At 72.2% G+C, this 22,508-nt stretch carries 20 protein-coding genes and 1 pseudogene; 18 read left to right on the forward strand and 3 right to left on the reverse strand.

Features of this window, described 5'->3' with window-relative positions; translation table 11 throughout:
- The first annotated feature begins 50 nt into the window (after positions 1 to 50).
- Positions 51 to 1,010, forward strand: coding sequence for a thiamine-phosphate kinase (locus tag AB0F62_RS06090; RefSeq protein WP_361792667.1), 960 nt, complete (start codon positions 51 to 53; stop codon positions 1,008 to 1,010).
- Positions 1,011 to 1,032: 22 nt separating this feature from the next.
- On the forward strand, positions 1,033 to 1,821 hold the full coding sequence (thiD, locus tag AB0F62_RS06095; RefSeq protein ID WP_361792669.1) for a bifunctional hydroxymethylpyrimidine kinase/phosphomethylpyrimidine kinase: 789 nt from the start codon (positions 1,033 to 1,035) through the stop codon (positions 1,819 to 1,821).
- A 97-nt stretch (positions 1,822 to 1,918) separates the two neighbouring features.
- Here the strand turns inward: thiD and rpmB are convergent, their stop codons facing one another.
- Complete coding sequence (rpmB, locus tag AB0F62_RS06100; protein WP_014628431.1) at positions 1,919 to 2,104, reverse strand: 50S ribosomal protein L28; 186 nt, start codon at positions 2,102 to 2,104, stop codon at positions 1,919 to 1,921.
- 268 nt (positions 2,105 to 2,372) lie between these two features.
- Between rpmB and AB0F62_RS06105 the strand changes: the two genes are divergently transcribed.
- From AB0F62_RS06105 to mutM, 10 genes are all read left to right on the forward strand, one after another.
- The gene (locus AB0F62_RS06105) at positions 2,373 to 4,046 is read left to right on the forward strand and encodes a DAK2 domain-containing protein (protein WP_361792671.1); all 1,674 of its coding nucleotides are present in this window, start codon (positions 2,373 to 2,375) and stop codon (positions 4,044 to 4,046) included.
- A gap of 782 nt (positions 4,047 to 4,828) precedes the next feature.
- Entirely contained in the window at positions 4,829 to 7,018 is a 2,190-nt protein-coding gene (gene recG / locus AB0F62_RS06110; protein ID WP_361792673.1) for an ATP-dependent DNA helicase RecG, read from the forward strand.
- 95 nt (positions 7,019 to 7,113) lie between these two features.
- Positions 7,114 to 7,632: a hypothetical protein gene (locus tag AB0F62_RS06115; protein ID WP_361792675.1), complete on the forward strand. Its 519-nt coding sequence runs from the start codon at positions 7,114 to 7,116 to the stop codon at positions 7,630 to 7,632.
- A gap of 70 nt (positions 7,633 to 7,702) precedes the next feature.
- On the forward strand, positions 7,703 to 8,284 hold the full coding sequence (rsmD, locus tag AB0F62_RS06120) for a 16S rRNA (guanine(966)-N(2))-methyltransferase RsmD (protein ID WP_361792677.1): 582 nt from the start codon (positions 7,703 to 7,705) through the stop codon (positions 8,282 to 8,284).
- 35 nt (positions 8,285 to 8,319) lie between these two features.
- On the forward strand, positions 8,320 to 8,799 hold the full coding sequence (gene coaD / locus AB0F62_RS06125; protein ID WP_018562090.1) for a pantetheine-phosphate adenylyltransferase: 480 nt from the start codon (positions 8,320 to 8,322) through the stop codon (positions 8,797 to 8,799).
- Between the two features lie 10 nt (positions 8,800 to 8,809).
- Positions 8,810 to 9,886: a cell division initiation protein gene (locus AB0F62_RS06130; RefSeq protein WP_361792679.1), complete on the forward strand. Its 1,077-nt coding sequence runs from the start codon at positions 8,810 to 8,812 to the stop codon at positions 9,884 to 9,886.
- A gap of 178 nt (positions 9,887 to 10,064) precedes the next feature.
- Positions 10,065 to 10,604: a DUF177 domain-containing protein gene (locus tag AB0F62_RS06135; RefSeq protein WP_361792681.1), complete on the forward strand. Its 540-nt coding sequence runs from the start codon at positions 10,065 to 10,067 to the stop codon at positions 10,602 to 10,604.
- A gap of 2 nt (positions 10,605 to 10,606) precedes the next feature.
- Entirely contained in the window at positions 10,607 to 10,780 is a 174-nt protein-coding gene (rpmF, locus tag AB0F62_RS06140; RefSeq protein WP_026251550.1) for a 50S ribosomal protein L32, read from the forward strand.
- A 19-nt stretch (positions 10,781 to 10,799) separates the two neighbouring features.
- Positions 10,800 to 11,549, forward strand: coding sequence for a ribonuclease III (rnc, locus tag AB0F62_RS06145; RefSeq protein WP_361792683.1), 750 nt, complete (start codon positions 10,800 to 10,802; stop codon positions 11,547 to 11,549).
- A gap of 92 nt (positions 11,550 to 11,641) precedes the next feature.
- Positions 11,642 to 12,541: a bifunctional DNA-formamidopyrimidine glycosylase/DNA-(apurinic or apyrimidinic site) lyase gene (gene mutM, locus AB0F62_RS06150; RefSeq protein ID WP_361792685.1), complete on the forward strand. Its 900-nt coding sequence runs from the start codon at positions 11,642 to 11,644 to the stop codon at positions 12,539 to 12,541.
- On the opposite strand, the gene AB0F62_RS06155 is transcribed toward mutM, so the two are convergent.
- On the reverse strand, positions 12,484 to 12,936 hold the full coding sequence (locus tag AB0F62_RS06155; RefSeq protein ID WP_361792687.1) for a helix-turn-helix domain-containing protein: 453 nt from the start codon (positions 12,934 to 12,936) through the stop codon (positions 12,484 to 12,486). The genes mutM and AB0F62_RS06155 overlap by 58 nt on opposite strands.
- A gap of 200 nt (positions 12,937 to 13,136) precedes the next feature.
- Between AB0F62_RS06155 and AB0F62_RS06160 the strand changes: the two genes are divergently transcribed.
- From AB0F62_RS06160 to AB0F62_RS06170, 3 genes and pseudogenes are all read left to right on the forward strand, one after another.
- Complete coding sequence (locus AB0F62_RS06160) at positions 13,137 to 14,006, forward strand: aminoglycoside phosphotransferase family protein (RefSeq protein WP_361792689.1); 870 nt, start codon at positions 13,137 to 13,139, stop codon at positions 14,004 to 14,006.
- A 486-nt stretch (positions 14,007 to 14,492) separates the two neighbouring features.
- Positions 14,493 to 16,460 (forward strand): SpoIIE family protein phosphatase, encoded by a 1,968-nt coding sequence (locus tag AB0F62_RS06165; protein ID WP_361792691.1) that lies wholly within the window; start codon positions 14,493 to 14,495, stop codon positions 16,458 to 16,460.
- A gap of 85 nt (positions 16,461 to 16,545) precedes the next feature.
- Positions 16,546 to 16,779 (forward strand): annotated as a pseudogene (locus AB0F62_RS06170) (site-specific integrase); the annotation flags it as partial.
- A gap of 23 nt (positions 16,780 to 16,802) precedes the next feature.
- Here the strand turns inward: AB0F62_RS06170 and AB0F62_RS06175 are convergent.
- Positions 16,803 to 17,696, reverse strand: a complete 894-nt coding sequence (locus tag AB0F62_RS06175) for a CAP domain-containing protein (RefSeq protein ID WP_361792693.1) — start codon at positions 17,694 to 17,696, stop codon at positions 16,803 to 16,805.
- 124 nt (positions 17,697 to 17,820) lie between these two features.
- On the opposite strand from AB0F62_RS06175, the gene AB0F62_RS06180 reads away from it, so the two are divergent.
- The 3 genes from AB0F62_RS06180 to smc all read left to right on the forward strand — a co-directional run bounded on the left by AB0F62_RS06180 (position 17,821) and on the right by smc (position 22,437).
- Positions 17,821 to 18,102 (forward strand): acylphosphatase, encoded by a 282-nt coding sequence (locus AB0F62_RS06180; RefSeq protein WP_361792695.1) that lies wholly within the window; start codon positions 17,821 to 17,823, stop codon positions 18,100 to 18,102.
- Positions 18,103 to 18,516: 414 nt separating this feature from the next.
- On the forward strand, positions 18,517 to 18,705 hold the full coding sequence (locus AB0F62_RS06185) for a hypothetical protein (protein WP_319131640.1): 189 nt from the start codon (positions 18,517 to 18,519) through the stop codon (positions 18,703 to 18,705).
- 174 nt (positions 18,706 to 18,879) lie between these two features.
- Positions 18,880 to 22,437 (forward strand): chromosome segregation protein SMC, encoded by a 3,558-nt coding sequence (gene smc, locus AB0F62_RS06190; RefSeq protein ID WP_361792697.1) that lies wholly within the window; start codon positions 18,880 to 18,882, stop codon positions 22,435 to 22,437.
- Positions 22,438 to 22,508 lie beyond the last annotated feature (71 nt).

The raw sequence follows: 22,508 nt of genomic DNA on the forward strand, positions 1-22,508 counted from the left end.
TCGCGCAAGCGCACACAGATGGGGACCGGCCAGGTGAAGGGGACAGTCAGATGAAGGGCACCGTGGGCGAACTGGGGGAGTTCGGGCTCATCAGGGAGTTGACCTCGCGGCTCACCTCCAGCCCCGCCGTACGGCTCGGTCCGGGCGACGACGCGGCCGTGGTGGCCGCCCCGGACCGGCGGGTGGTGGCCACCACCGACGCGCTCGTGGAGGGGCGGCACTTCCGCCGCGACTGGTCCACCGCCTATGACGTGGGCCGCAAGGCCGCCGCGCAGAACCTCGCCGACATCGCCGCGATGGGGGCCGTGCCGACCGCGGTGCTGCTCGCCCTGGTCGTCCCGGCGGACCTGCCCGTGACCTGGCCGGTCGAGCTGATGGACGGCATCCGGGACGAGTGCCAGGTGGCCGGCGCGGCCGTGGTCGGCGGCGACGTCGTCCGCGGCGAGACGATCATGGTCTCCATCACCGCACTGGGCGACCTGCGCGACCGCGAACCCATCACCCGATCCGGTGCCCGACCGGGCGACATCGTCGCCGTCACCGGCTGGCTGGGCTGGTCCGCGGCCGGACTCGCGGTGCTCTCCCGGGGGTTCCGCTCCCCGCGCGCCTTCGTCGAGGCGCACCGCCGGCCCGAACCGCCGTACCACGCCGGCCCCGCCGCGGCCGAACTCGGCGCCACCGCCATGACCGACGTCAGCGACGGACTCGTCGCCGACCTCGGGCACATCGCCTCGGCCAGCGGGGTCGCCATAGACCTGCGCTCCGCGGACATCGACATCCCGGCGCAGATGGCCGACATCGGGCAGGCCGTCGGAGTCGACCCCCTGCACTGGGTGCTGACCGGGGGAGAGGACCACGCCATAGTCGCCGCCTTCCCCCCGGACACGAAGCTGCCCGCCCGCTGGCGGGTCATCGGCCGGGTGGTGAAGGCGACCACGGCACCCCAGGTCACCGTGGACGGCGCGCCCTGGGACAAGGCGGGCGGCTGGGACCACTTCGGGGCCGAGTAGCCGGGGCGGCTAGATTCGCCGTATGACGATCCCACCGCGTGTGCTCACCGTCGCCGGCTCCGACTCCGGCGGCGGCGCGGGCATCCAGGCCGACCTGAAGACCATGCTCGCCCTCGGCGTCCACGGCATGAGCGTGGTCACGGCCGTCACGGCCCAGAACTCACTGGGCGTCCAGGGCGCCTGGGAGCTCCCCGTGGAGGCCGTGCGGGCCCAGTTCCGCAGCGTCGTGGACGACATCGGCGTCCAGGCGGTCAAGACCGGGATGCTGTCCTCGACCGCGCTCGTCGGCGCCGTGGCCGAACTCCTCGCCCCGCTCGACGTCCCCGTGGTCGTCGACCCCGTCGGCGTCTCCAAGCACGGTGATCCGCTGCTCGCCGCCGACGCCGTCGAGGTCGTCAGGACGCGGCTGCTGCCGCTGGCCACCGTCGCCACCCCGAACCTGGACGAGGTGCGGCAGCTCACAGGAATCGTCGTGGACGGCGAACCCGCCATGCGCGAGGCCGCGGAGGCCGTCCTCAAGTGCGGCCCCCGCTGGGTCCTGATCAAGGGCGGCCACCTGAACGGCGACGCGGTCGACCTGCTCACCGACGGCGGCCGGGAGCACTGGCTGCGCGCCGTGCGCCACGACAACCGGCACACCCACGGCACCGGCTGCACACTGGCGTCCGCCATCGCCTCATGTCTCGCACGGGGAATGGACGTTCCGGAGGCGGCCCACGCCGCCAAGGAGTACGTCACCGGCGCCATCGCCGCGGGCTTCCCCCTGGGCGGCGGCATCGGCCCCGTGGACCACGCCTGGCGGTGGCGCTGAGAAGCGCCGGCCGTGCGAAGTCACAGCAGAAAGCCGGTCCACCACGAGGGTGGACCGGCTCCGGTAGCCGCAAGGCTGCGCTACGACGTCCTATGCGTCAGCGCGCGACCTTGCCGGCCTTGATGCACGAGGTGCAGACATTGAGGCGCTTCGGCGTCCGACCGACCACAGCACGAACCGTCTGGATGTTGGGGTTCCAACGACGGCGAGTACGGCGGTGCGAGTGCGAAATGTTGTTGCCGAAGCCCGGCCCCTTGCCGCAGACGTCGCAGTTGGCAGCCACGGGTCACTCCAAAGACTTCAGATGCACTAACGGATAAATCCCGGCGGCGTCCGACATCCGTCCAAAACACTGAAGGAAGGCCGGTGATGCCGAGGGATGGCCCGGGACAGCCCCAGGCAACCGGAGCAGCATACTACGTCCGCTCCTGTCCCTCGAAACTACCATGGTCAGCGGTACAGGGCGGTCCCCCGGTGGGCCCCGTCCATCAGTACGCTGCGTGCGGACACCTCCCCATCCCAGGTCCCCGGCCGCCCCGCAGGAGGAACACGTGCCGCCGACGCTCGACCCTCCCGCGGTCCGCGCATGGTGCCGGCTTTCCCTGCAGGCCCTGGGGCGGGCCCGCGAGGAGATCGACGCGATCAACGTGTACCCCGTCGCCGACGGGGACACCGGCACGAACCTCTTCCTGACCGTGGAGTCCGCGGCCCAGTCCGTGGACGCCGTCTTCGAGGGCCACGCCGCCTCGGGCGGCACCCCGGACCTCACCTCGTGCCTGCGCTCCATGGCGCACGGCGCCCTCATCGGGGCGCGCGGCAACTCGGGCACCATCCTCGCGCAACTGCTGCGCGGCATGACCGAGGTCCTCACCGAGGACGCCGCCGACCTGCGGCCGGCCCTGCGCCGGGCCGCCGAGTCGGCCTACCAGGCGGTCGCGCACCCGGTCGAGGGCACGATGCTCACCGTCGCCACCGCGGCCGCCGAGGCGGCCGCCGCCGTGACCGGCGACGTCCACGAGGTCTCCCGGACCGCGTACGAGGCCGCGCGCACCGCGCTGGTGGCCACCCCGCGGCAGCTCGCCGTCCTCGGCGACGCCGGGGTGGTCGACGCCGGCGGTCGCGGCCTGGTGGCCGTCCTGGGCGCCCTGGCGGACGCCGTCTCCGGCCAGGCCCCGATGGGCCCGCTCGACGACGCCCCGCGCCTGCCCCCGCCGAGGTCCGCGACCCCGGTGGTGCCGTACGGCTGCGCGCCCGGCGGGGACGGCGCGGACCCGCACGTGGTGCCCGGCGGCCCCGGCTTCGAGGTCATCTACCTCCTGGAGGCACCCGATTCCGCCGTCCCCGGCCTGCGGACCCGGCTGGACCGGCTCGGCGACTCGCTCGTCGTCGTCGGCGGGGACGGGCTGTGGAACGTCCACGTCCACGTCGACGACGTGGGCGCCGCCATCGAGGCCGGGATCGAGGCGGGCCGGCCGTATCGCATCAAGGTCACGCACTTCGGCGACCAGGCCCGCGCGCTCGAACGGGGCCGCCGCGGCGCCGCCGGCGAGCGCGGCGAACGGGCGCTGCGCGCCGTCGTCGCCGTCGTCCGCGGCGAGGGCCTCGCCGCGCTGTGCGCCGAGGCCGGCGCGGTGGTGGTCGCCGTACGCCCCGGGGAGCCGCCCGCCAGCGGCGACATCGCGGAGGCCATCCGCCGCGCGTACGCCCGCGAGGTCGTGCTGCTGCCCAACGACGTCGAACTGCGGGACGCGGTCGGCGCCGCGGCGGAGCAGGCCCGCGCGGAGGGCGTCCGCGTGGCCCTCATCCCCACGCGGTCCGCGGTGCAGGGCATCGCCGCCCTGGCCGTCCACGAGCCCACCCGGCGCTTCGACGAGGACGTCGTCGCCATGACCTCCGCGGCAGGCGCCACGCGCTATGCGGAGCTGGCCGTGGCGGAGGCGCAGTCGTGGACCATGGCCGGCGTCTGCCAGGCCGGGGACGTCCTCGGGCTCATCGACGGGGACGTCGCGGTGATCGGCGGGAACCTCGTCGAGACGGGGATCATCGTCCTGGACCGGATGCTGGCCGCGGGAGGGGAGATGGTCACCCTGGTCATCGGCGCGAACGCGCCGGGGGATCTGGCGGACCGGCTCGAGGCGCACGTCCGCGACAGTCACCTGGCGGTGGACACGGTGGTGTATGTGGGGGGCCAGGAGATGTGCCCTCTGCTGATCGGGGTCGAGTAGGGCTTCCCCCGGGGCCGGTTGTCGTGTGCGGCGCCGTTTGTGGTTGATGTTGGGGGTTTCCCTGCCCTCCCGCCCTCCCCCAACCTTCGGCCGGGGGTGCCCCCATCCGGCGCGGTCGGTGCGGGCCTCGCACCGTGTGCCTGGGGTCGGTGCCGCGCCGGGGTACGCCCCCAGCCTCCGGCCGGGGGTACCCCCACCTCGGCGCTCGCGGCGCTGCCCCACGTCATTCGGCACTGCGCGCACCGCTCGTCTCCCCCAGCCTCCGGCCAGGGGGAGCACCCCGCCACACCCCCTCCGGTCGTGTGGGCGCACGACGGCCGGTGGGGGTCAGCAAGGTACTCGCGGCGACCCCGGACCGCTTGCTCACCGCCTGCGTCCCCCAGCTACCGCTGGGCGGTGCCCCCGTGGGGCGCCTGACCCGTTGGGGTCAGCAAGCACGCGCGGTGACCCCGGACCGCCCAGTTACCCCCCTCCGGGGATCAGGCGCGCTACGAGAGGGAGGGGGCGGGGTCGGAGGGGTGGGCGTTCTGGACACTGGGCGTATTTGTGTGCGGCAGAGACGGCACCGACTTGGACCGCCCGCCATGCACGTAAATATGCGTCCAGAATGCCCAGCCCCGGAGGCCCCGCACCCGGCCCACCCACACACGTAGCGGCGCGGTGCCTGACCGCGCCGGGCAATCGGGCGGGCGGGCGGGGAAACCCCCAACATCGACCACGGCGGCGCCGCACACGGCGACGGGCCGCACAGAATGTCCGCCGCGTGCGCAAAGATGGACGCGATGTCTGCCCCCCTTGACGAACCGCTCGCGAAATCCGTCGGCGGCCGCACCGCGAAGGTGTTCGCCGACCACCTCGACCTGCGCACGGTCGGGGACCTGCTCCACCACTACCCACGCCGCTACGCCGAGCGCGGCGAGCTGACCCGCCTCTCCGACCTCCCCCTGGACGAACACGTCACCGTCGTCGCGCGCGTCGCGAAGGCGACGAAGAAGACGTACGGCCCGGGCAAGGCGCGCCTGGAGGTGGTCGTCACGGACGGCAGCGGCTCGCTGACCCTGGTCTTCTTCGGCCGGGGCGTGTTCAAGCCGGAGCACGACCTCCTCCCGGGCCGCCGCGGCATGTTCGCCGGCAAGGTGTCGGTGTTCAACCGGGCGCTGCAGCTCGCGCACCCCGAGTACCAGTTGTTGGACGCCGAGGACGGCAAGGAGGCCGTGGACGCCTTCGCGAACCGGCTGATCCCGATCTACCCGGCGTGCAAGCAGGTCAACTCGTGGACGATCGCGAAGACCGTGGACACCGTGCTGACCTCGCTCGGCGCCACGCAGTGGGCGGGCGCGGGGGAGCCGCTGCCCCCCGCGCTGCGGGAGTCGCGCGGGCTGGTGGCGCTGCCGGAGGCGCTGGAGAAGATCCACCGGCCCCGTTCCAAGGCGGACATCGCCGTCGCGCGGGACCGGCTGAAGTGGGACGAGGCGTTCGTGCTGCAGGTGGCCCTCGCGCGGCGTCGCGCGGCGGACGCCGCGCTGCCCGCCGTGCCGCGCGTGCCGGCGGAGGACGGCCTGCTGAAGGCCTTCGACGCGCGGCTGCCGTTCACGCTCACCGAGGGCCAGGAGCAGGTGTCGGCCGAGATCTTCGCGGATCTGGCGACGGACCACCCGATGCACCGGCTGCTGCAGGGCGAGGTGGGTTCCGGCAAGACGATGGTGGCGCTGCGCGCGATGCTCGGCGTGGTCGACGCGGGCGGCCAGGCCGCGATGCTGGCGCCGACGGAGGTGCTGGCGCAGCAGCACCACCGGTCGATCACCGAGATGATGGGCGATCTCGCCGAGGGCGGCATGCTCGGCGGTTCGGACCTGGGCACGAAGGTCGTGCTGCTGACCGGCTCGATGGGGGCCGCCGCCCGCCGCCAGGCGCTGCTGGACCTGGTCACCGGCGAGGCCGGGATCGTCGTGGGCACCCACGCGCTGATCGAGGACAAGGTGGGCTTCCACGACCTGGGCCTGGTCGTGGTCGACGAGCAGCACCGCTTCGGCGTCGAGCAGCGCGACGCCCTGCGCGGCAAGGCCAAGCAGCCGCCGCATTTGCTGGTGATGACCGCGACGCCGATCCCGCGCACCGTTGCGATGACGGTCTTCGGCGATCTGGAGACGTCCGTGCTGGACCAGTTGCCGGCCGGGCGCTCGCCGATCGCCACGCATGTCGTGCCGGCGAAGGACAAGCCGCACTTCCTCTCGCGTGCCTGGGATCGGGTGCGGGAGGAGGTCGAGGGCGGGCACCAGGCGTACGTGGTGTGCCCGCGGATCGGTGACGAGGAGCCGGACCCGAAGAAGAAGTCCGCGGAGGACGAGGCGGAGAAGCGGCCGCCGCTGGCCGTGCTGGAGATCGCCGAGCAGCTGGCCAAGGGGCCGCTGGCAGGGCTGAGCGTGGAGGTGCTGCACGGGCGGATGCAGCCGGAGGCGAAGGACGACGTGATGCGCCGCTTCGCCGCCGGCGAGGTCGACGTGCTGGTGGCGACCACGGTCATCGAGGTCGGCGTCAATGTGCCGAACGCCACCGCCATGGTGATCATGGACGCGGATCGTTTCGGCGTCTCGCAGCTGCACCAGTTGCGCGGCCGGGTCGGGCGTGGTTCGGCGGCCGGTCTGTGCCTGCTGGTGTCCGAGATGCCGGAGGCGACGTCGGCGCGGGCGCGGCTGGACGCCGTGGCCGGGACGCTGGACGGCTTCGAGCTGTCCCGCATCGACCTGGAACAGCGGCGCGAGGGCGATGTGCTGGGGCAGGCCCAGTCCGGAACGCGCTCGTCGCTGCGCGTGCTGACCGTGATCGACGACGAGGACGTGATCGCGGCCGCGAGGGAGGAGGCCACCTCGCTGGTCGCCGCCGACCCCGAACTGGCCGGTCAGCCGGACCTGCGCAGCGCGCTGGAGAGCCTGGTCGACGCGGACCGCGAGCAGTACCTCGACAAGGGCTGACGGACCGTCATTGTCAGTGCCCCCTGGGAGAATGGACACAGTCCGCGCCGATCCGCTCGGGAATCGGCGTAATCGGACCCTTGGGGGCTGATTTCATGTCGTTCCGTCATCTCAACGAACTGCCGCTCGGTGAGAAGGTCTTCCGGATCGAGCTCTCCAGCGACGACGACACCACCGTCACCCTGTCCCTGGCCGGCTGGTCCGAGGACGACCCGGACACCCTCCTCGCCTCCGGCACCCTCACGCTGCCGCTGACCGACGTCCCGTCCCTGCGCATCGCCCTCAACCGGGCCCTGCGCGCCCTCGCGCTCGTGGCCGACGTGGCCGAGCCCATCCCCGACCGCGACGTGCTGCGCGAGCTCTTCCCCGGCCACGGCGCGCCGTGGGTGCCGCAGCACGAGGAGGAGCTCGTCCGGCGGTTCCACGACGGCGAGTCCATCGCCCGCATAGCCGCCCGCTTCGGCCGCACGCCCGACTCCGTGCGGACGAAGCTGCGTGAACTCGGCCACGACCCGCGCCGCCCCGAGTACTGCCCGCCCGACGGCTGTCTGTCCTGGTCCCGGTACGCCTCGCCCGCGCTCGTCGGGGCCGTGGAAGAGCAGGGCCGGGACTGACCTACGTATCGTGGGGGAGCGGCGCCGCGCCGGCGCCGCTCCGCCCGCCCACGAGACGAATGAGCCGCAGATGACCCGCGTGATCGCCGGAGCCGCCGGTGGCCGCCGCCTGGCCGTACCGCCGGGCAACGGCACCCGACCCACCTCGGACCGGGCGAAGGAGGGGCTGTTCTCCACCTGGGAGTCGCTGCGCGGCGCCCTGCACGGGGCGCGGGTCCTCGACCTGTACGGGGGCTCGGGGGCCGTCGGCCTGGAGGCGCTGTCGCGCGGCGCCGAGCATGTGCTGTTGGTCGAGGCCGACCCCCGGGCCGCCCGGGTCATCCGGGAGAACGTCCGCACTCTCGGGATGCCCGGCGCCGAGGTGCGGGCCGGCAAGGCCGAGAAGGTGATCGCGGGACCGCCCCCGCAGACCCCGTACGACGTGGTGTTCCTGGACCCCCCGTACGCCGTCACGGACGACGAGTTGCGAGAGATCCTGCTCACACTCCGCACCCAGGGCTGGCTCGACGCGGACGCGCTCGCCACCGTGGAACGGAGCACCCGAGGCGGGGAATTCCGCTGGCCCGAGGGGTACGAAGGGCTCAGGGCCCGCCGCTACGGCGAAGGGACGCTTTGGTACGGTCGCGCCGCCGACGTTACTGACGCGTCATGAACCACCCGCAGAACCCTCAGAGCGAGGAGTCACCGTTGCGCCGCGCAGTCTGTCCGGGATCCTTCGATCCCGTCACCAATGGGCACCTCGACATCATCGCCCGAGCCTCGCGCCTGTACGACGAGGTCTATGTGGCCGTGATGATCAACAAGTCCAAGAAGGGTCTCTTCTCGATCGAGGAGCGCATCGCCCTGATCGAGGAGGTCACCGCCGAGTACGGCAATGTGCGCGTGGAGGCCTTCCACGGCCTGCTGGTCGACTTCTGCAAGCAGCGCGACATCCCCGCCATCGTGAAGGGCCTGCGCGCGGTCAGCGACTTCGACTACGAGCTGCAGATGGCCCAGATGAACAACGGGCTGTCCGGCGTGGAGACCCTCTTCGTCCCCACCAACCCCACCTACAGCTTCCTCTCCTCCAGTCTCGTCAAGGAGGTGGCGCAATGGGGCGGCGACGTCGCGCACTTGCTGCCCCCCGTCGTGCTGGAGGCCCTCAAGAAGAAGCTCGCGCAGCAGTAGAGTCTGGGACGTGGACGTCCAGAAAAAGCTCGACGAGATCGTGGCCGCCGTGGAGGCCGCCCGGTCCATGCCGATGTCGGCCTCCTGCGTGGTCAACCGTGCCGAGCTGCTCGCCATGCTCGAAGACGTGCGGTCGGCGCTGCCGGACTCGCTCTCCCAAGCCCAGCAGCTGCTGGGCGGCCGGGAGCAGATGGTCGAGGAGGCCCGCGTCGAGGCGGGCCGGATCATCGAGGCCGCGCACGCGGAACGCGGCTCCCTGATCTCCGACACCGAGATCGCCCGCCGCTCCCAGCAGGAGGCCGAGCGCATCGTCACCGAGGCGCAGCGCGAGGCCGCCGAGATCCGCGCCGAGGCCGACGACTACGTCGACAGCAAGCTCGCCAACTTCGAGGTCGTGCTCACCAAGACCATCGGCTCGGTGGACCGCGGCCGCGAGAAGCTGCTCGGCCACGGCCCGGTGCTCGACGAGAACGGCTACCCGTACGAGGACGACGACGCGCCCGAGCGCAGCGCCGACCCCGAGACGCTGCGCCGCCGCGCCGACGACTACGTGGACGCCAAGCTGGGCGCCTTCGAGGCGGTGCTCAGCAAGACGCTGGAGGCCGTCGGCCGCGGCCGGCTGAAGCTGACCGGCCACCGCCCCATCGACGAGCTGGGCGCCCACATGGGGGCCGGCGACCCCGAGATGCAGGCGCCCGGGCAGTCCGACGCGGAGTACCTGGCGGGCCTGGCCGCCCCGGTGGCCCCGGGCGACTACCAGTACGACGCGAACGCCGTGCAGCAGCAGCCCGACTACGGCTACCAGCAGCCGGACCCGTACCAGCAGCAGGGCGGGCAGCCGGACCCGTACCAGCAGCAGGGCCAGTACGCCGATCCGTACGCCGCGCAGCCGCAGCAGGCGTACTACGACCCGAGCTACGGCTGGCAGCAGCAGCCGCAGACCGGCTACGAACAACAGCAGCAGTACATCCCGCAGCAGCACCAGCAGGGTCAGGGCGCGGCGCTGGACGAGACGAGCTTCTTCGACACCAGCATGATCGACCTGAACCGGCTGCGGGAGCTGGAGCAGGAGCGCGGTTTGGGCTGAGCCCGGGGGACCGGTATCCTGATCCCTCAGCCGTGTGATCCCCGGCGCTTTGGCGTGCCCGCCGTCGTATCGACGGGCACGCGCCGAACCGAAGAAAGCAGGAGCCCTGAACACCCGCCTCGACCACCGCAACCCGCTCGTGTTCGACACGCATGAGCTGGGTCGTCGTCCTGGGGCGATGAAGAAGGTCTCCCGCTCGGTGCCGGCCCCCAAGGACATGGGCATCGAGGTCATCGGTGTCCGCGAGGGCACGGAGATCACGCTCGACCTCCGCCTGGAGTCGGTGATGGAGGGGGTGCTCGTCACGGGCACCGCCCGCGCACCGCTCTCGGGGGAGTGCGTAAGGTGTCTGGAGCCGATCGAGCGCGAGCTCGAGACGGAGTTCCAGGAGCTGTACTCCTACCCCGACGCCGACACCCGGACCGGTGGACACCATGGTGCCGCCGACGCCGGTGACGACGTCGAGGAGGAGGACACGCTCTTCCTCGAGGGCGACCTGCTCGACCTCGAGTCCGTGCTGCGTGACGCGGTGGTTCTCGAACTGCCGCTGCAGCCGGTGTGCCAGGACGACTGTCCCGGTCTGTGCTCCGACTGCGGAGTGCGGCTGGCGGACGACCCGGACCACCACCACGAGGTCACCGACATCCGTTGGGCGGCCCTGCAGGAAATCCAGCTGAGCGGTGCCGAGAACGGTGCCGACGAGAACCAGGAGAAGTAGCCGTGGCTGTTCCCAAGCGGAAGATGTCGCGCAGCAACACGCGCCACCGCCGTTCGCAGTGGAAGGCTGCGCCCGTGAGCCTGGTGGCGTGCGAGCGCTGCCACGAGCCGAAGCAGCAGCACATCGCGTGCCCGAGCTGCGGCACCTACAACCGTCGTCAGGTCCTCGAGGTCTGATCGGCGGGTGAGGGGCTCCATGTCGTCAGACGGCGCAACGTCGACGGACGCCGGTAGGGCAGCCTCGTCCCCCGCGGTTCTGGAAGGGCGGCTCGGGTACACACTCGAACCCGCCCTTCTGGTGCGTGCGCTGACCCATCGCTCGTACGCGTACGAGAACGGCGGTCTGCCCACCAACGAGCGCCTGGAGTTCCTCGGTGACTCCGTCCTCGGCCTGGTGGTCACCGACACGCTCTACCGCACCCACCCGGACCTTCCGGAGGGGACGCTCGCCAAGCTGCGGGCGGCGGTGGTCAACTCGCGCGCGCTGGCCGGTGTCGGCCGCGGCCTGGACCTGGGCAGTTTCATCCGCCTGGGCCGGGGCGAGGAGGGCACCGGCGGCCGGGACAAGGCGTCGATCCTCGCGGACACCCTCGAGGCGGTGATCGGCGCGGTCTACCTGGACCAGGGCCTGGACGCCGCGTCGGAGCTGGTGCACCGGCTCTTCGATCCGCTGATCGAGAAGTCCTCCAATCTCGGGGCGGGACTGGACTGGAAGACCAGCCTCCAGGAACTCACCGCGGGCGAGGGCCTCGGTGTCCCGGAGTACGTGGTCTCCGAGACCGGACCCGACCACGAGAAGACCTTCACGGCTGCCGCCCGCGTCGGTGGTGTCGAGTACGGCACCGGCACCGGCCGCAGCAAGAAGGAAGCCGAGCAGCAGGCCGCCGAGGCCGCTTGGCGCGGCATCCGCGCCAAGCGCGACGCGAACGGCACTGCCGCGAGCTGAACCCGTCAGGCCCGTCCGGCCGGCCCCGAGCCGCCCGGGCGGGCCTTCCGGTTTCCCGAGCCGGGAACCGACATCCGAGAGGAGCGCACCGCGTGCCGGAGCTGCCCGAGGTCGAAGTGGTACGCCGCGGTCTGGACCGCTGGGTGAGCGGTCGCACCGTCGCCGGGGCCGAGGTGCTGCACCCGCGCTCGGTCCGCCGGCACCTGGCAGGGGCCGAGGACTTCACGACCCGGCTGGAGGCGCAGACCCTCGGACCGGCGCTGCGCCGCGGCAAGTACCTGTGGCTCCCGCTCCAGGACTCCCCGTTCGCGCTCCTCGGCCACCTGGGCATGAGCGGCCAGCTGCTCGTCCAACCCGAGGACGCTCCCGCCGAGACCCATCTGCGGATCCGGATCCGCTTCGAGGACGACCTCGGCACGGAGCTGCGCTTCGTGGACCAGCGCACCTTCGGCGGTCTGTCCCTGCACGACTGCGTGCCCGGCGACCCCGAGCGGCTGCCGGTCCCCCTGTCGCACATCGCCCGGGACCCGCTCGACCCGCGCTTCGACGACGCGGCCTTCCACACCGCGCTGCGCCGCCGCCGCACCACCGTCAAGCGGGCGCTCCTCGACCAGTCGCTGATCAGCGGGGTCGGCAACATCTACGCCGACGAGGCGCTGTGGCGCACGAGGCTGCACTACGAGCGCCCCACCGCGACCCTCACCCGACCGGTCACGACGGAACTGCTCACCCACATCCGCGAGGTCATGACCGACGCCCTCGCCGCCGGCGGCACGAGCTTCGACAGCCTGTACGTCAACGTCAACGGCGAGTCCGGCTACTTCGACCGCTCGCTCGACGCCTACGGCCGGGAGGACGAGCCCTGCCGCCGCTGCGGGACGCCGATCCGCCGCCGTCCCTGGATGAACCGGTCGAGCTACTTCTGCCCGCGCTGTCAGCGGCCGCCGCGCGGCCCGGCCGCCGCGGCCGCCGTCGTGGTCCGCTCGTCGTAGCGGCGCTGCGCCTCCAGCACCTCGGGCATCCGCGCCTCCACGAGATCGATCAGCGCCAGCAGCCGGTCGGCCGTGTCCCGGCCGAGGGGCGTGAGGCTGTAGTCGACCCGCGGCGGATTGGTGGGCTGCGCCTCACGGTGCACCAGCCCGTCCCGCTCCAGCGCGTGCAGGGTCTGGGAGAGCATCTTCTCGCTGACGCCGTCGACCCGGCGGCGCAGCTCGTTGAACCGCAGCGGCCCCCTGACCAGCGCCCCCAGCGCCAGCGCGCCCCATCGGCCGGTCACGTGCTCCAGCGTGGGGCGCGACGGGCAGGAGCGGGCGAACACGTCGAACTCCAGGGCCGCCGCCACGGCATCGCCGCCGACGGTGTCGCACACCCGCGCGGAAGTCTCCATGCCGCTCAGCGTAGGCGTTCCGAACACTTACCGCAGGGTTGCGCTTCCCCGGAGTCAGCGTCCCGCCGAACCCCTGTCCGCGGGGCACGGCGGACGGCATCGCCCCGTCCGTCGCGACCCTCTCCGTACCCCACCCGGTGATCGAGCGGCCGGGCAGGAAACCGCCGTACGACCGCGGCCGTGCGGCGCACAATGGGCGGATGCCCACCGACGGCACACCCGCCCCCGCCGCCACCTACGACGAACCCGCCGGGCCCCAGCCGGAGATCCCGCTCATCGGCGGTGACGTCACCGAAGGCGTCGTCCGCGTCGGCGACACGGTCCGCCGCCCGACCGGCGCCCACACCCCGCTGGTGCACGCCCTGCTGCGGCATCTGGAGGACACCGGATTCGCGGGCGCTCCCCGGCTGCTGGGCATCGACGCCGCGGGCCGCGAAGTGCTGACCTACGTCACCGGCGAGGTCGCCGCCCGCCCGCGGCCCGCCTGGATCGCCGACGAGGACCGCCTCGCCTCGGTCGGCCGCCTGGTGCGCGCCTACGACGACGCGGCCGCCGGCTTCACCCCGCCCGACGGCGTACGGGCCCCCTCCGGTCCCACCCCGCCCGCGGAGATGCCGCCCGCGCCGCCCTATCCCGCGGAGCTGATCGGGCACATGGACCTCACCCCCGACAACATCGTCTTCCGGGACGGCGAGGCCGCCGTGCTCATCGACTTCGACCTGGCCAGGCCGGTATCCAGGGTCGACGAGATCCACAACGCGATGCTCTACTGGGCCCCCCTCGGCGATCCCGCCGACGCCGACCCCCCGCTGCGCGACGTCGACGTCCCCCGCCGCTGCCGCGTCCTCGCCGACGCGTACGGCCTGTCCGGCACCGACCGCGGCCGCCTGCTGGAGGTGGCTGTGCTGCGCGCCCGCCGCGCATGGTTCTCCATGAAGCGGATGGCCGAGACCGAGGGCGGCGGCTGGGCCCGGATGTGGCACGAAGGCGTCGGCGACCGGATCAAGCGCCGCGAAGCCTGGCTGGAGCGCCACGGCCCCTCCGTCGAGGCCGCGCTCACCGCTCCCTAGACCCGGGGAGAGCGCCGCTTGCGACCGGGCAACACCCCGTACTGGTCGAGCGCCAAGCCGGCGGACCACCCCAGGAGGCACAGCGCGTCCTTCGCCACCGATGCGGCAAGCTCCTCCACCGCGTCCCATCCCCACTCCGTGGCAACCGGCGCCGACCGCGTACGAGCCGCCCTCCGGCGGCGTGCCCTTCCCGACCACACCCACCTTCACGTGTGCGGAGCCGCCGCCGTTCAACGCAGGGCCGACGGCCGTCCGAGTCCGTCGCCGTTGGTGCCGGCCATGGATGTCAGCGCCTACGTGGCCGCGGACGTCTTCCGGTCGTACCGAGCCGGCACTCGGCGACCGTGTGATCGAACTGCCTCCATCGAGTTCCTGCCGCCGTCACTCGACTGAAGGCGGTCGGACACCCCCTTCAGCAATACATCACGACAAAATGCGTGAATATGGCTGAAGAGGTGTTTTGCCATATGCCCCAGGGAGCCTCGGATGGACGCCTCGAACGAACTTCTTCGAAGGGCTTGCCCGTCGGCTCTTCTGACGCTGGACGGTGCCATGCGCGGCCTCAACGCCGCATTGGCCTCGGCGCTGGGCAGGCCGGCGGAGCAGTGCCTGGGACGTGACTTCGGTGATCTGTGGCCTGCGAGCCAGCGGACGTCGGCCGAGAGTCTGGTGGACCACGCGGCCAGGACGACTACGGCCGCGATGCGGGTGCTGGAGTTCCCCGGGCAGAACGAAGTACCCGTTGCCTGCTTGATCGAGGCGCGGCAAGTCAAGGATCCCGCCGACGGCGAGCAGCTGGTCTGGGTGCACGCGCTGGATTCGGGAAACGACCTGCGCAGCCTGCTGATCCCGTTCCGGCTGGCCACCGAGGCCGCCGACCTCGGCCTGTGGATGTACGCACCCCATCGGGACGAGCTGGAGTGGCTCGGTGGCGCACCCGCCGTGGCCGCGCTCTTCCCGGATTCCGCCGCTCCGCTTTCCCAGGTGATCTCGGCGGTGCACCCCGACGACCGGGAGGCCTTCCGGAAGCTCCTGTGCTCCACCCCCACCCAGCGGTCCCCCTGGGTGAGGTTGCGATACCTCACCCGGCACGAGGGCTGGCACCAACTGGCCGCCCGGACCCGTCGGCTCCAGCTGGGGTATGGCGGCCCCGAACGGATCTTCGGGGTGGTCCGCGACGACACCAAACAGGAGAAGCGCAGGCAGAAGGCGCAGGCCGCACTGGCTGCCGAGCGACAGCGCGCCAGGGACATCGCCGACTTCTCCTCCGCCTTGATCGCCGCAGCCTCGGAGCAGGAGTTGCAGCAGGTCGTCCTGACCCGGCTCGCCGCGACCTTCGGCGCCTGCGGCGCCCTGCTCGCCCTCGTCGAGGAGGACCGCCTGCGTGTCTCCACCGATGCCGGGATTGCCATGCGCGAGGTCGAGGCCCTGCACGGCCTGCGGCTGGGCCATCCGAGTCCGCTGCCCGAGGCGATCCGCACCGGCAGGCCGCAGTTCGTCCGCAACCGGAAGCACCACAGCCACCGCTGGCCGCAGGGCCCGTTTCCGCGGCTCGACCGGCTCGGCTCCGACTACGCCTTCGCGATCACCCCCCTCGGCGAGACCGGCGATCAGCCACTCGGGGCGTGGGGGATGGTCTACGACAGCGGATACCGGCCGTCCCTGGACGAGCGGACCCTTATGGGCACGCTGGCCGACCTGGCAGGCCAGGCGCTCCGGCGCATCCGGTTGCAGCAGGCGCGGGTCGAGCTGGCCGCGGCGCTGCAGCAGACCATGCTCCCCACGCTGCCCGAGCACCTCCCGGGTCTGGAGGTCGCCGCCCGCTACCGGCCCAGCCGGGACGGGCTGGACATCGGCGGAGACTGGTACGACGCCTTCGTGATGCTCGACGGCGTGATCGCCCTGGAGATCGGCGACGTTCAGGGGCACGACGTGGACGCCGCCGCCTTCATGGGACAGGTCCGCTTGTCCATGCGCGCGATCGCCGCCCAGGATCCGGATCCCGGAACCGTGCTGACCCGCACCAACGAGCTGCTGACCACGATGGATCCCGCACGATTCGCCAGCTGCACCATGTTGTGCATCGACCCGCGCGGTGGACGGGTCACCGGCACCAGCGCCGGCCATGTGCCGGTGCTGTGCGCCCACACAGACGGCAGCCACGAGGTCCGTGAGCTGCCGGGCGGGCCGGTCCTGGGCGTCATGCCCGGTATCAAATACCGCGAGGAGACCTTCGCCTTGGACGAGGACACCGCGCTGGTCATGGTCACTGACGGAGTGGTCGAAGGACCAGGCCTGACGCTGGACGCCGGACTGGAACGAGCCGGAACACTGGCCGCCCAAGCCGTCCACGACGGGCTGGACGCCGAGCAGACCGCCGACCGCATCCTCGACGCCGCGATCGCGGTCGACCACCTCGACGACGTGGCCGTGCTGGTCATCCGACGTACATGACGGCGCCAGCGTCCTCCCACAGCGGGCAGGAGCCGGCCCGATCCGCGGCCGGCGCAAGGCCCCCGGCCATGCTCGCCCCCAGCCCAGGGAGAACGGCATGCACGCGCTGCGGCCCTTCTACGCCCCCGTGCTCCTGGACGCGGGGGAGAACATCAAGGCCCTGAGCGAGTACCTCGGCCATCACGACCCCGGCTTGACGCTCCGGACGTACGCGCACCTGATGCCCGCGAGTGACACACGCACGAGGGCCGCCGTCGATCGCGTGTTCGGCTTCACGCCCGCGACCGACGACGGCCCGGAGACGGCCCGAGCCGTCTGACACTTATCCGACCGGCGGCTTTCTCAGTAGCCGAAGTCCTGCGTCCACCAGGGGCCGCCCTCGCCGAAGACCGTGCCGACGCCGATCTTCTTGAAGTCGCAGTTGAGGATGTTGGCGCGGTGGCCCTCGCTGTTCATCCAGGAGTCCATGACCTCCTGGGCCGTGGCCTGGCCGCGGGCGATGTTCTCGCCACCGAGGTTCTTCACGCCGGCCTGGGCGGCGCGGTCCCACGGGTCGTCGTCGTCGGGGTCGGTGTGGTCGAAGAAGCCTCGGGCGGCCATGTCGGCGCTGAAGTCCGAGGCGAGCTCGGCGAGCTTCTTGTCGTTCTGGAGCGGCTTGCAGCCCGCGGTGGCCCGGACCGTGTTCACCAGGGCCAGGACCGAGACCTCGGCGGCACTCTGGTCGCCGTCCGGAATCTCTTCGACCGGCGCGGTGGTGGCCGCGGGCGCGGACGGGGTGGCGGCCGGTGCCGAAGTGCGGGACGGCTCCGGCGCGGCGGTGGTGGGGGTGTCGGTCGGTGCGGAGGCCGAGGGGGTCGGCGTCGCGGTGGTCGCGGGTGCCGACGGCGCCGCGGGGGGCGCGGTCGTGCGGGCGTCGCCGCGGCTCGCGGGGGCCTCGGTGTTGCGGTCGGCGGGAATGGTGCCGACGTCCTGGGGGCTCGCGGTGTTCGGTTGCCCGGCGGCCTGGACCTGGCCGGGAGCGTTGTCGTGGTACGAGAGCCCGCCGGAACCGTCCGGCGACGGCAGCAGTCCGCTGGAGACGCCGATGGCGCCCACGGCCAGTGCGGCGGACGAGGCCAGCAGCCCGGTGCGCACCGGGTTCTGCTTGCGCCGCCGGGCCCTGCTGCTCTGCCCGCGGTGGCGCGGGGCCTCCGAGAACGGCGCCGGCTCAAAGGCTTTACGGCTGTGGCGGCCCATCCGGTGCAGTCCTTTATGTCGACGGTGTTCACCCGAACGGGTGAGTCCTGTTGCGGCGCGACTGTACCGAAAGACAGGCGGGGCCGGTGTGAACCCTGTGCAACTGGCGGGTTAGCGTGCTTCCATGAACGACGCTGTCCGACTCACCGCATGGGTGCGAGGCCGCGTGCACCAGGTGGGTTTCCGCTGGTGGACGCGGGCGAACGCGCTGGAGATCGGTGGGCTCGACGGTTATGTGAGCAATCTCTCGGACGGTCGCGTGCACATCGTGGCCGAAGGCGACCGGTCGCAGTGTGACCGTCTGCTCGACTGGTTGCGCACCGGCGACACGCCCGGACGCGTCGACGGCGTCACCGAGATCTGGGGTGAGCCGCGCGGCGGCTACGACGGGTTCGTGATCCGCTGAGGTCCCCCTCGCGCACACCGCCCCGTCGTCCCAGGTGAGGGGTGAGGTGACGGACCGCTGGCAATCTCACGTGGCAAGAGCGGCAAGGAGGTTGCCATTTCGCGCACCGCGTGCGAGGCTGCCGACAGCGAGGACGCGGTGATCTTCGGGGAGCGATGTGACGGCCCCGTCCTCCACGCCACGCGGGACGCCCGCGGTGCCTTCTCGCACCGTGATTTCTTAGGCGCACCCGACGACCGGGCTGTGATCGTGTTGACCGTCAAATAATTTGGTGAGACGCTGGAAGCCCCGCGCACCGCAGCTGTAGGCATGGCAAAGGGCAGCTTCGGCGCACACGGCGCGGGTGCCTCTAACCCCTCACTCACGACCCACACCGCTCCCCGGTCGGTCACTCAGCGTGGAGGACCATCCATCATGGCAAAGGCGCTTCTCGGTTACGTCGGCGGCCCCGACCCTCGACTCCTCGCCGAGATGCGAAGGCTGCAGCAGCGTGTTCAGGACCTGGAAACCGAGCTCGTACGGATCCAGGCCGAGAACGATGCGCTGGCCGCTGCCTCGCACGAGCTCGTCGACGTACCTCACGCGGAGCCGGTTCTCGCTTGATCCGGCCTTTCGGCCGGTCAGTGGAAACGACTCCGTTTGGGAATGTGCAAGGGACGCCCCGGCGTCCCTTCGTCGTTTTCCGCCCCGTTGCCCTCCCATGATCTCCGCCCTTACGTTGCATGTGCCCCCCGCATTCCTCGGTGAAACCGGGAGCGGGAGGTAGAGTCCAGCGGCGTGCACCTCAAGAGCCTGACCCTGCGCGGGTTCAAGTCATTCGCCTCGGCGACGACACTGCGGTTCGAACCCGGAATCACCTGTGTCGTCGGACCGAACGGCTCCGGCAAGTCCAATGTCGTGGACGCGCTGTCCTGGGTCATGGGCGAACAAGGGGCCAAGTCGCTGCGCGGCGGCAAAATGGAGGACGTGATCTTCGCCGGCACGACGGGGCGGCCGCCCCTCGGCCGTGCCGAGGTGTCACTCACGATCGACAACAGCGACGGTGCGCTTCCGATCGACTATGCCGAGGTCACCATCACGCGGATCATGTTCCGCAACGGTGGCAGCGAATATCAGATCAACGGTGACACCTGCAGGTTGCTGGACATCCAGGAACTGCTCTCCGACTCCGGTATCGGCCGCGAAATGCACGTCATCGTCGGCCAGGGCCAGTTGGATTCGGTGCTGCACGCCGATCCGATGGGCCGGCGCGCTTTCATCGAGGAGGCGGCCGGTGTACTCAAGCACCGCAAGCGCAAAGAGAAGGCGCTGCGAAAGCTGGACGCCATGCAGGCGAATCTCGCCCGCGTCCAGGACCTGACCGGTGAGCTGCGCCGCCAGCTCAAGCCGCTGGGACGGCAGGCACAGGTGGCCCGCCGGGCCGTGGTCATCCAGGCCGACCTGCGCGATGCCCGGCTGCGGCTGCTCGCCGACGACCTGGTCACCCTGCGGGAGGCGCTGCGCACCGAGGTGGCCGACGAGGCCGCGCTCAAGGAGCGCCGCGACGCCGTGGAGACGGATCTGGCGGCCGCGATACAGCGCGAGGCGCGACTGGAGGAGCAGGTCAGGGCCCTCGCGCCGCGGCTCGCCGACGCCCAGGCCACCTGGTACGGGCTGTCGCAACTGGCCGAGCGGGTGCGCGGCACCATCGGCCTCGCCGAACAGCGCGTACGCCACGCCACCGCGCAGCCCGCGGAGGAGCGACGCGGCCGCGACCCGGAGGACATGGAGCGCGAGGCGGCCCGCATCCGCGAGCAGGAGGCGGAGCTCACCGACGCCCTGGAGGCCGCCCAGCGCGCCCTGGACGACACGATCGACCACCGCGCCGAGCTGGAGCGCCGCCTCGCGGAGGAGGACAAGGCCCTCAAGGCGGCCGCCCGGGCGATCGCCGACCGCCGCGAGGGCCTGGCCAGATTGCAGGGACAGGTCAACGCCGCCCGCTCCAAGGCCGGCTCGGCCGAGGCCGAGATCGGCCGGCTGACCGCAGCCCGCGACGAGGCGCGCGAGCGCGCCGAGTCGGCCCAGGAGGAGTACGAGGAACTCCGCGCCCGGGTCGAGGATCTGGACGCCGACGACTCCGAGCTCGACGAGCGTCTCGAGGCCGCCAAGGACGAACAGGCCCGCGCCGACGAGGCCCACTCGGCCGCCCGTGAGGCCGCCACCGCCGCGGAACGCCGACGGGCCGCCCTCGCCGCCCGCCACGACGCCCTCGCCCTCGGCCTGCGCCGCAAGGACGGCACCGGCGCCCTGCTCGCCGCGGGGGACCGGCTGACCGGGTTGCTCGGTCCCGCGGCCGAACTCCTCACCGTCGCCGCGGGCCACGAGGTCCCGGTCGCCGCCGCGCTCGGTGCCGCCGCCGACGCGGTCGCCGTCTCCGGCCCGTCCGCCGCCGCGGAGGCGCTGCGGCTGCTCCGCAAGGACGACGCGGGGCGCGCCGCGCTGCTCGTCGCCGGCGACGTGGCGCCGTCGGAGGGAGCCCCGGTGCCCCCGGGCGCGCGGTCGGCGGCCGCGCTCGTCGGCGGCCCCGACGAACTGCTCCCGGCCGTCCGCCGCCTCCTGCGGGACTACGTCGTCGTGGAGACCCTCGCCGACGCCGAGTCACTGGTCGCCGCCCACCCGCGGCTGACCGCCGTGACCGCGGAAGGCGACGTCCTCGGCGCCCACTTCGCCCACGGCGGTTCGGCAGGTGCGCCCAGCCTGCTGGAGGTGCAGGCCGCCGTCGACGAGGCCGCCGCGGAGTTGGAGGCGCTGGCCGGGCGGTGCGAGGAGCTCGCCGGGGAGCAGGCCGCCGCCAAGGAGCGCAGGTCCGCCGCCGCCCGTGTGGTGGACGAACTGACGCAGCGTCGCCGGGCCGCGGAGAAGGAGAAGTCCGCCGTGGCCCAGCAACTGGGCCGGCTGGGCGGGCAGGCGCGTGCTGCGGCGGGGGAGGCGGAACGTTCTGCCGCCGCCGTGGGCCGGGCGGAGGAGTCGCTGGCGGCCGCCATAGAGGAGTTCGAGGAGCTCTCCTACCGCCTGAGCGAGGCGGAGGCCGCCCCCGCGGACGAGGAGCCGGACACCGCGGTGCGGGACCGGCTGGCCGCCGACGGCGCCAACGCCCGGCAGACGGAGATGGAGGCGCGGCTCCAGGTCCGCACCCACGAGGAGCGGGTGAAGGGGCTGGCCGGCCGTGCCGACGGTCTGGACCGTGCCGCCCGGGCCGAGCGCGAGACCAGGGCGCGGGCCGCCCGCCGCAAGGCACGCCTGGAGTACGAGGCCGAGGTCGCGTCCGCCGTGCTGAAGGGCGCGCAGGGCCTGCTGGCGTATGTGCAGATCTCCCTGGGGCGCGCCGACGAGGAACGAACGGCGGCCGAACGCGCCAAGGCGGAGCGTGAGGCGGAGCTGGACACCGCGCGCCGCCGGGGCCGGGAGCTGAAGTCCGAGCTGGACCGGCTGACGGACTCCGTCCACAAGGGCGAGGTGCTGGGCGCCGAGAAGCGGCTGCGGATCGAGCAGCTGGAGGGCAAGGCGCTGGAGGAGTACGGCGTCGAGCCGGAGGGCCTGGTCGCGGAGTACGGACCGGACCAGCCGGTCCCGCCGTCGCCGCCCGCCGAGGGCGAGGAGCTGCCGGAGGATCCGGAGCATCCGCGAAACATGCCGCGCCGGTACCACCGCGGCGAGCAGGAGAAGCGGCTGAAGGCCGCCGAGAAGGCGTACCAGCAGCTCGGCAAGGTCAATCCGCTGGCGCTGGAGGAGTTCGCGGCGCTGGAGGAGCGGCACAAGTTCCTGTCCGAGCAGCTGGAGGACCTGCGGAAGACCCGCGCGGACCTGCTCCAGGTGGTGAAGGAGGTCGACGAGCGGGTCGAGCAGGTCTTCACCTCCGCGTACCACGACACGGCACGCGAGTTCGAGGGCGTGTTCTCGCGGCTCTTCCCCGGCGGCGAGGGCCGGCTGATCCTCACCGACCCCGAGAACATGCTCACCACGGGTGTGGAGGTGGAGGCTCGGCCGCCGGGCAAGAAGGTCAAGCGGCTGTCCCTGCTGTCGGGCGGTGAGCGTTCGCTGACCGCGGTGGCGCTGCTGGTGTCGATCTTCAAGGCCCGGCCGAGCCCGTTCTACGTGATGGACGAGGTGGAGGCCGCCCTGGACGACACCAATCTGCAGCGGCTCATCCGCATCATGCGGGAGCTGCAGGAGAGCTCCCAGCTGATCGTCATCACGCACCAGAAGCGGACCATGGAGGTCGCCGACGCGCTGTACGGCGTCTCCATGCAGGGCGACGGCGTGTCGAAGGTCATCAGCCAGCGCCTGAAGAGCTGACGCGACGTGTGAACGCACGGCAGCGATCCCCACGGGGGTTTCCGTCCCCCGTGCGGCGCCGTGCCCGGGCC

Origin of the sequence: Streptomyces sp. NPDC026673 (assembly GCF_040638135.1) — a bacterium.
Classification (GTDB): Bacteria; Actinomycetota; Actinomycetes; order Streptomycetales; family Streptomycetaceae; genus Actinacidiphila.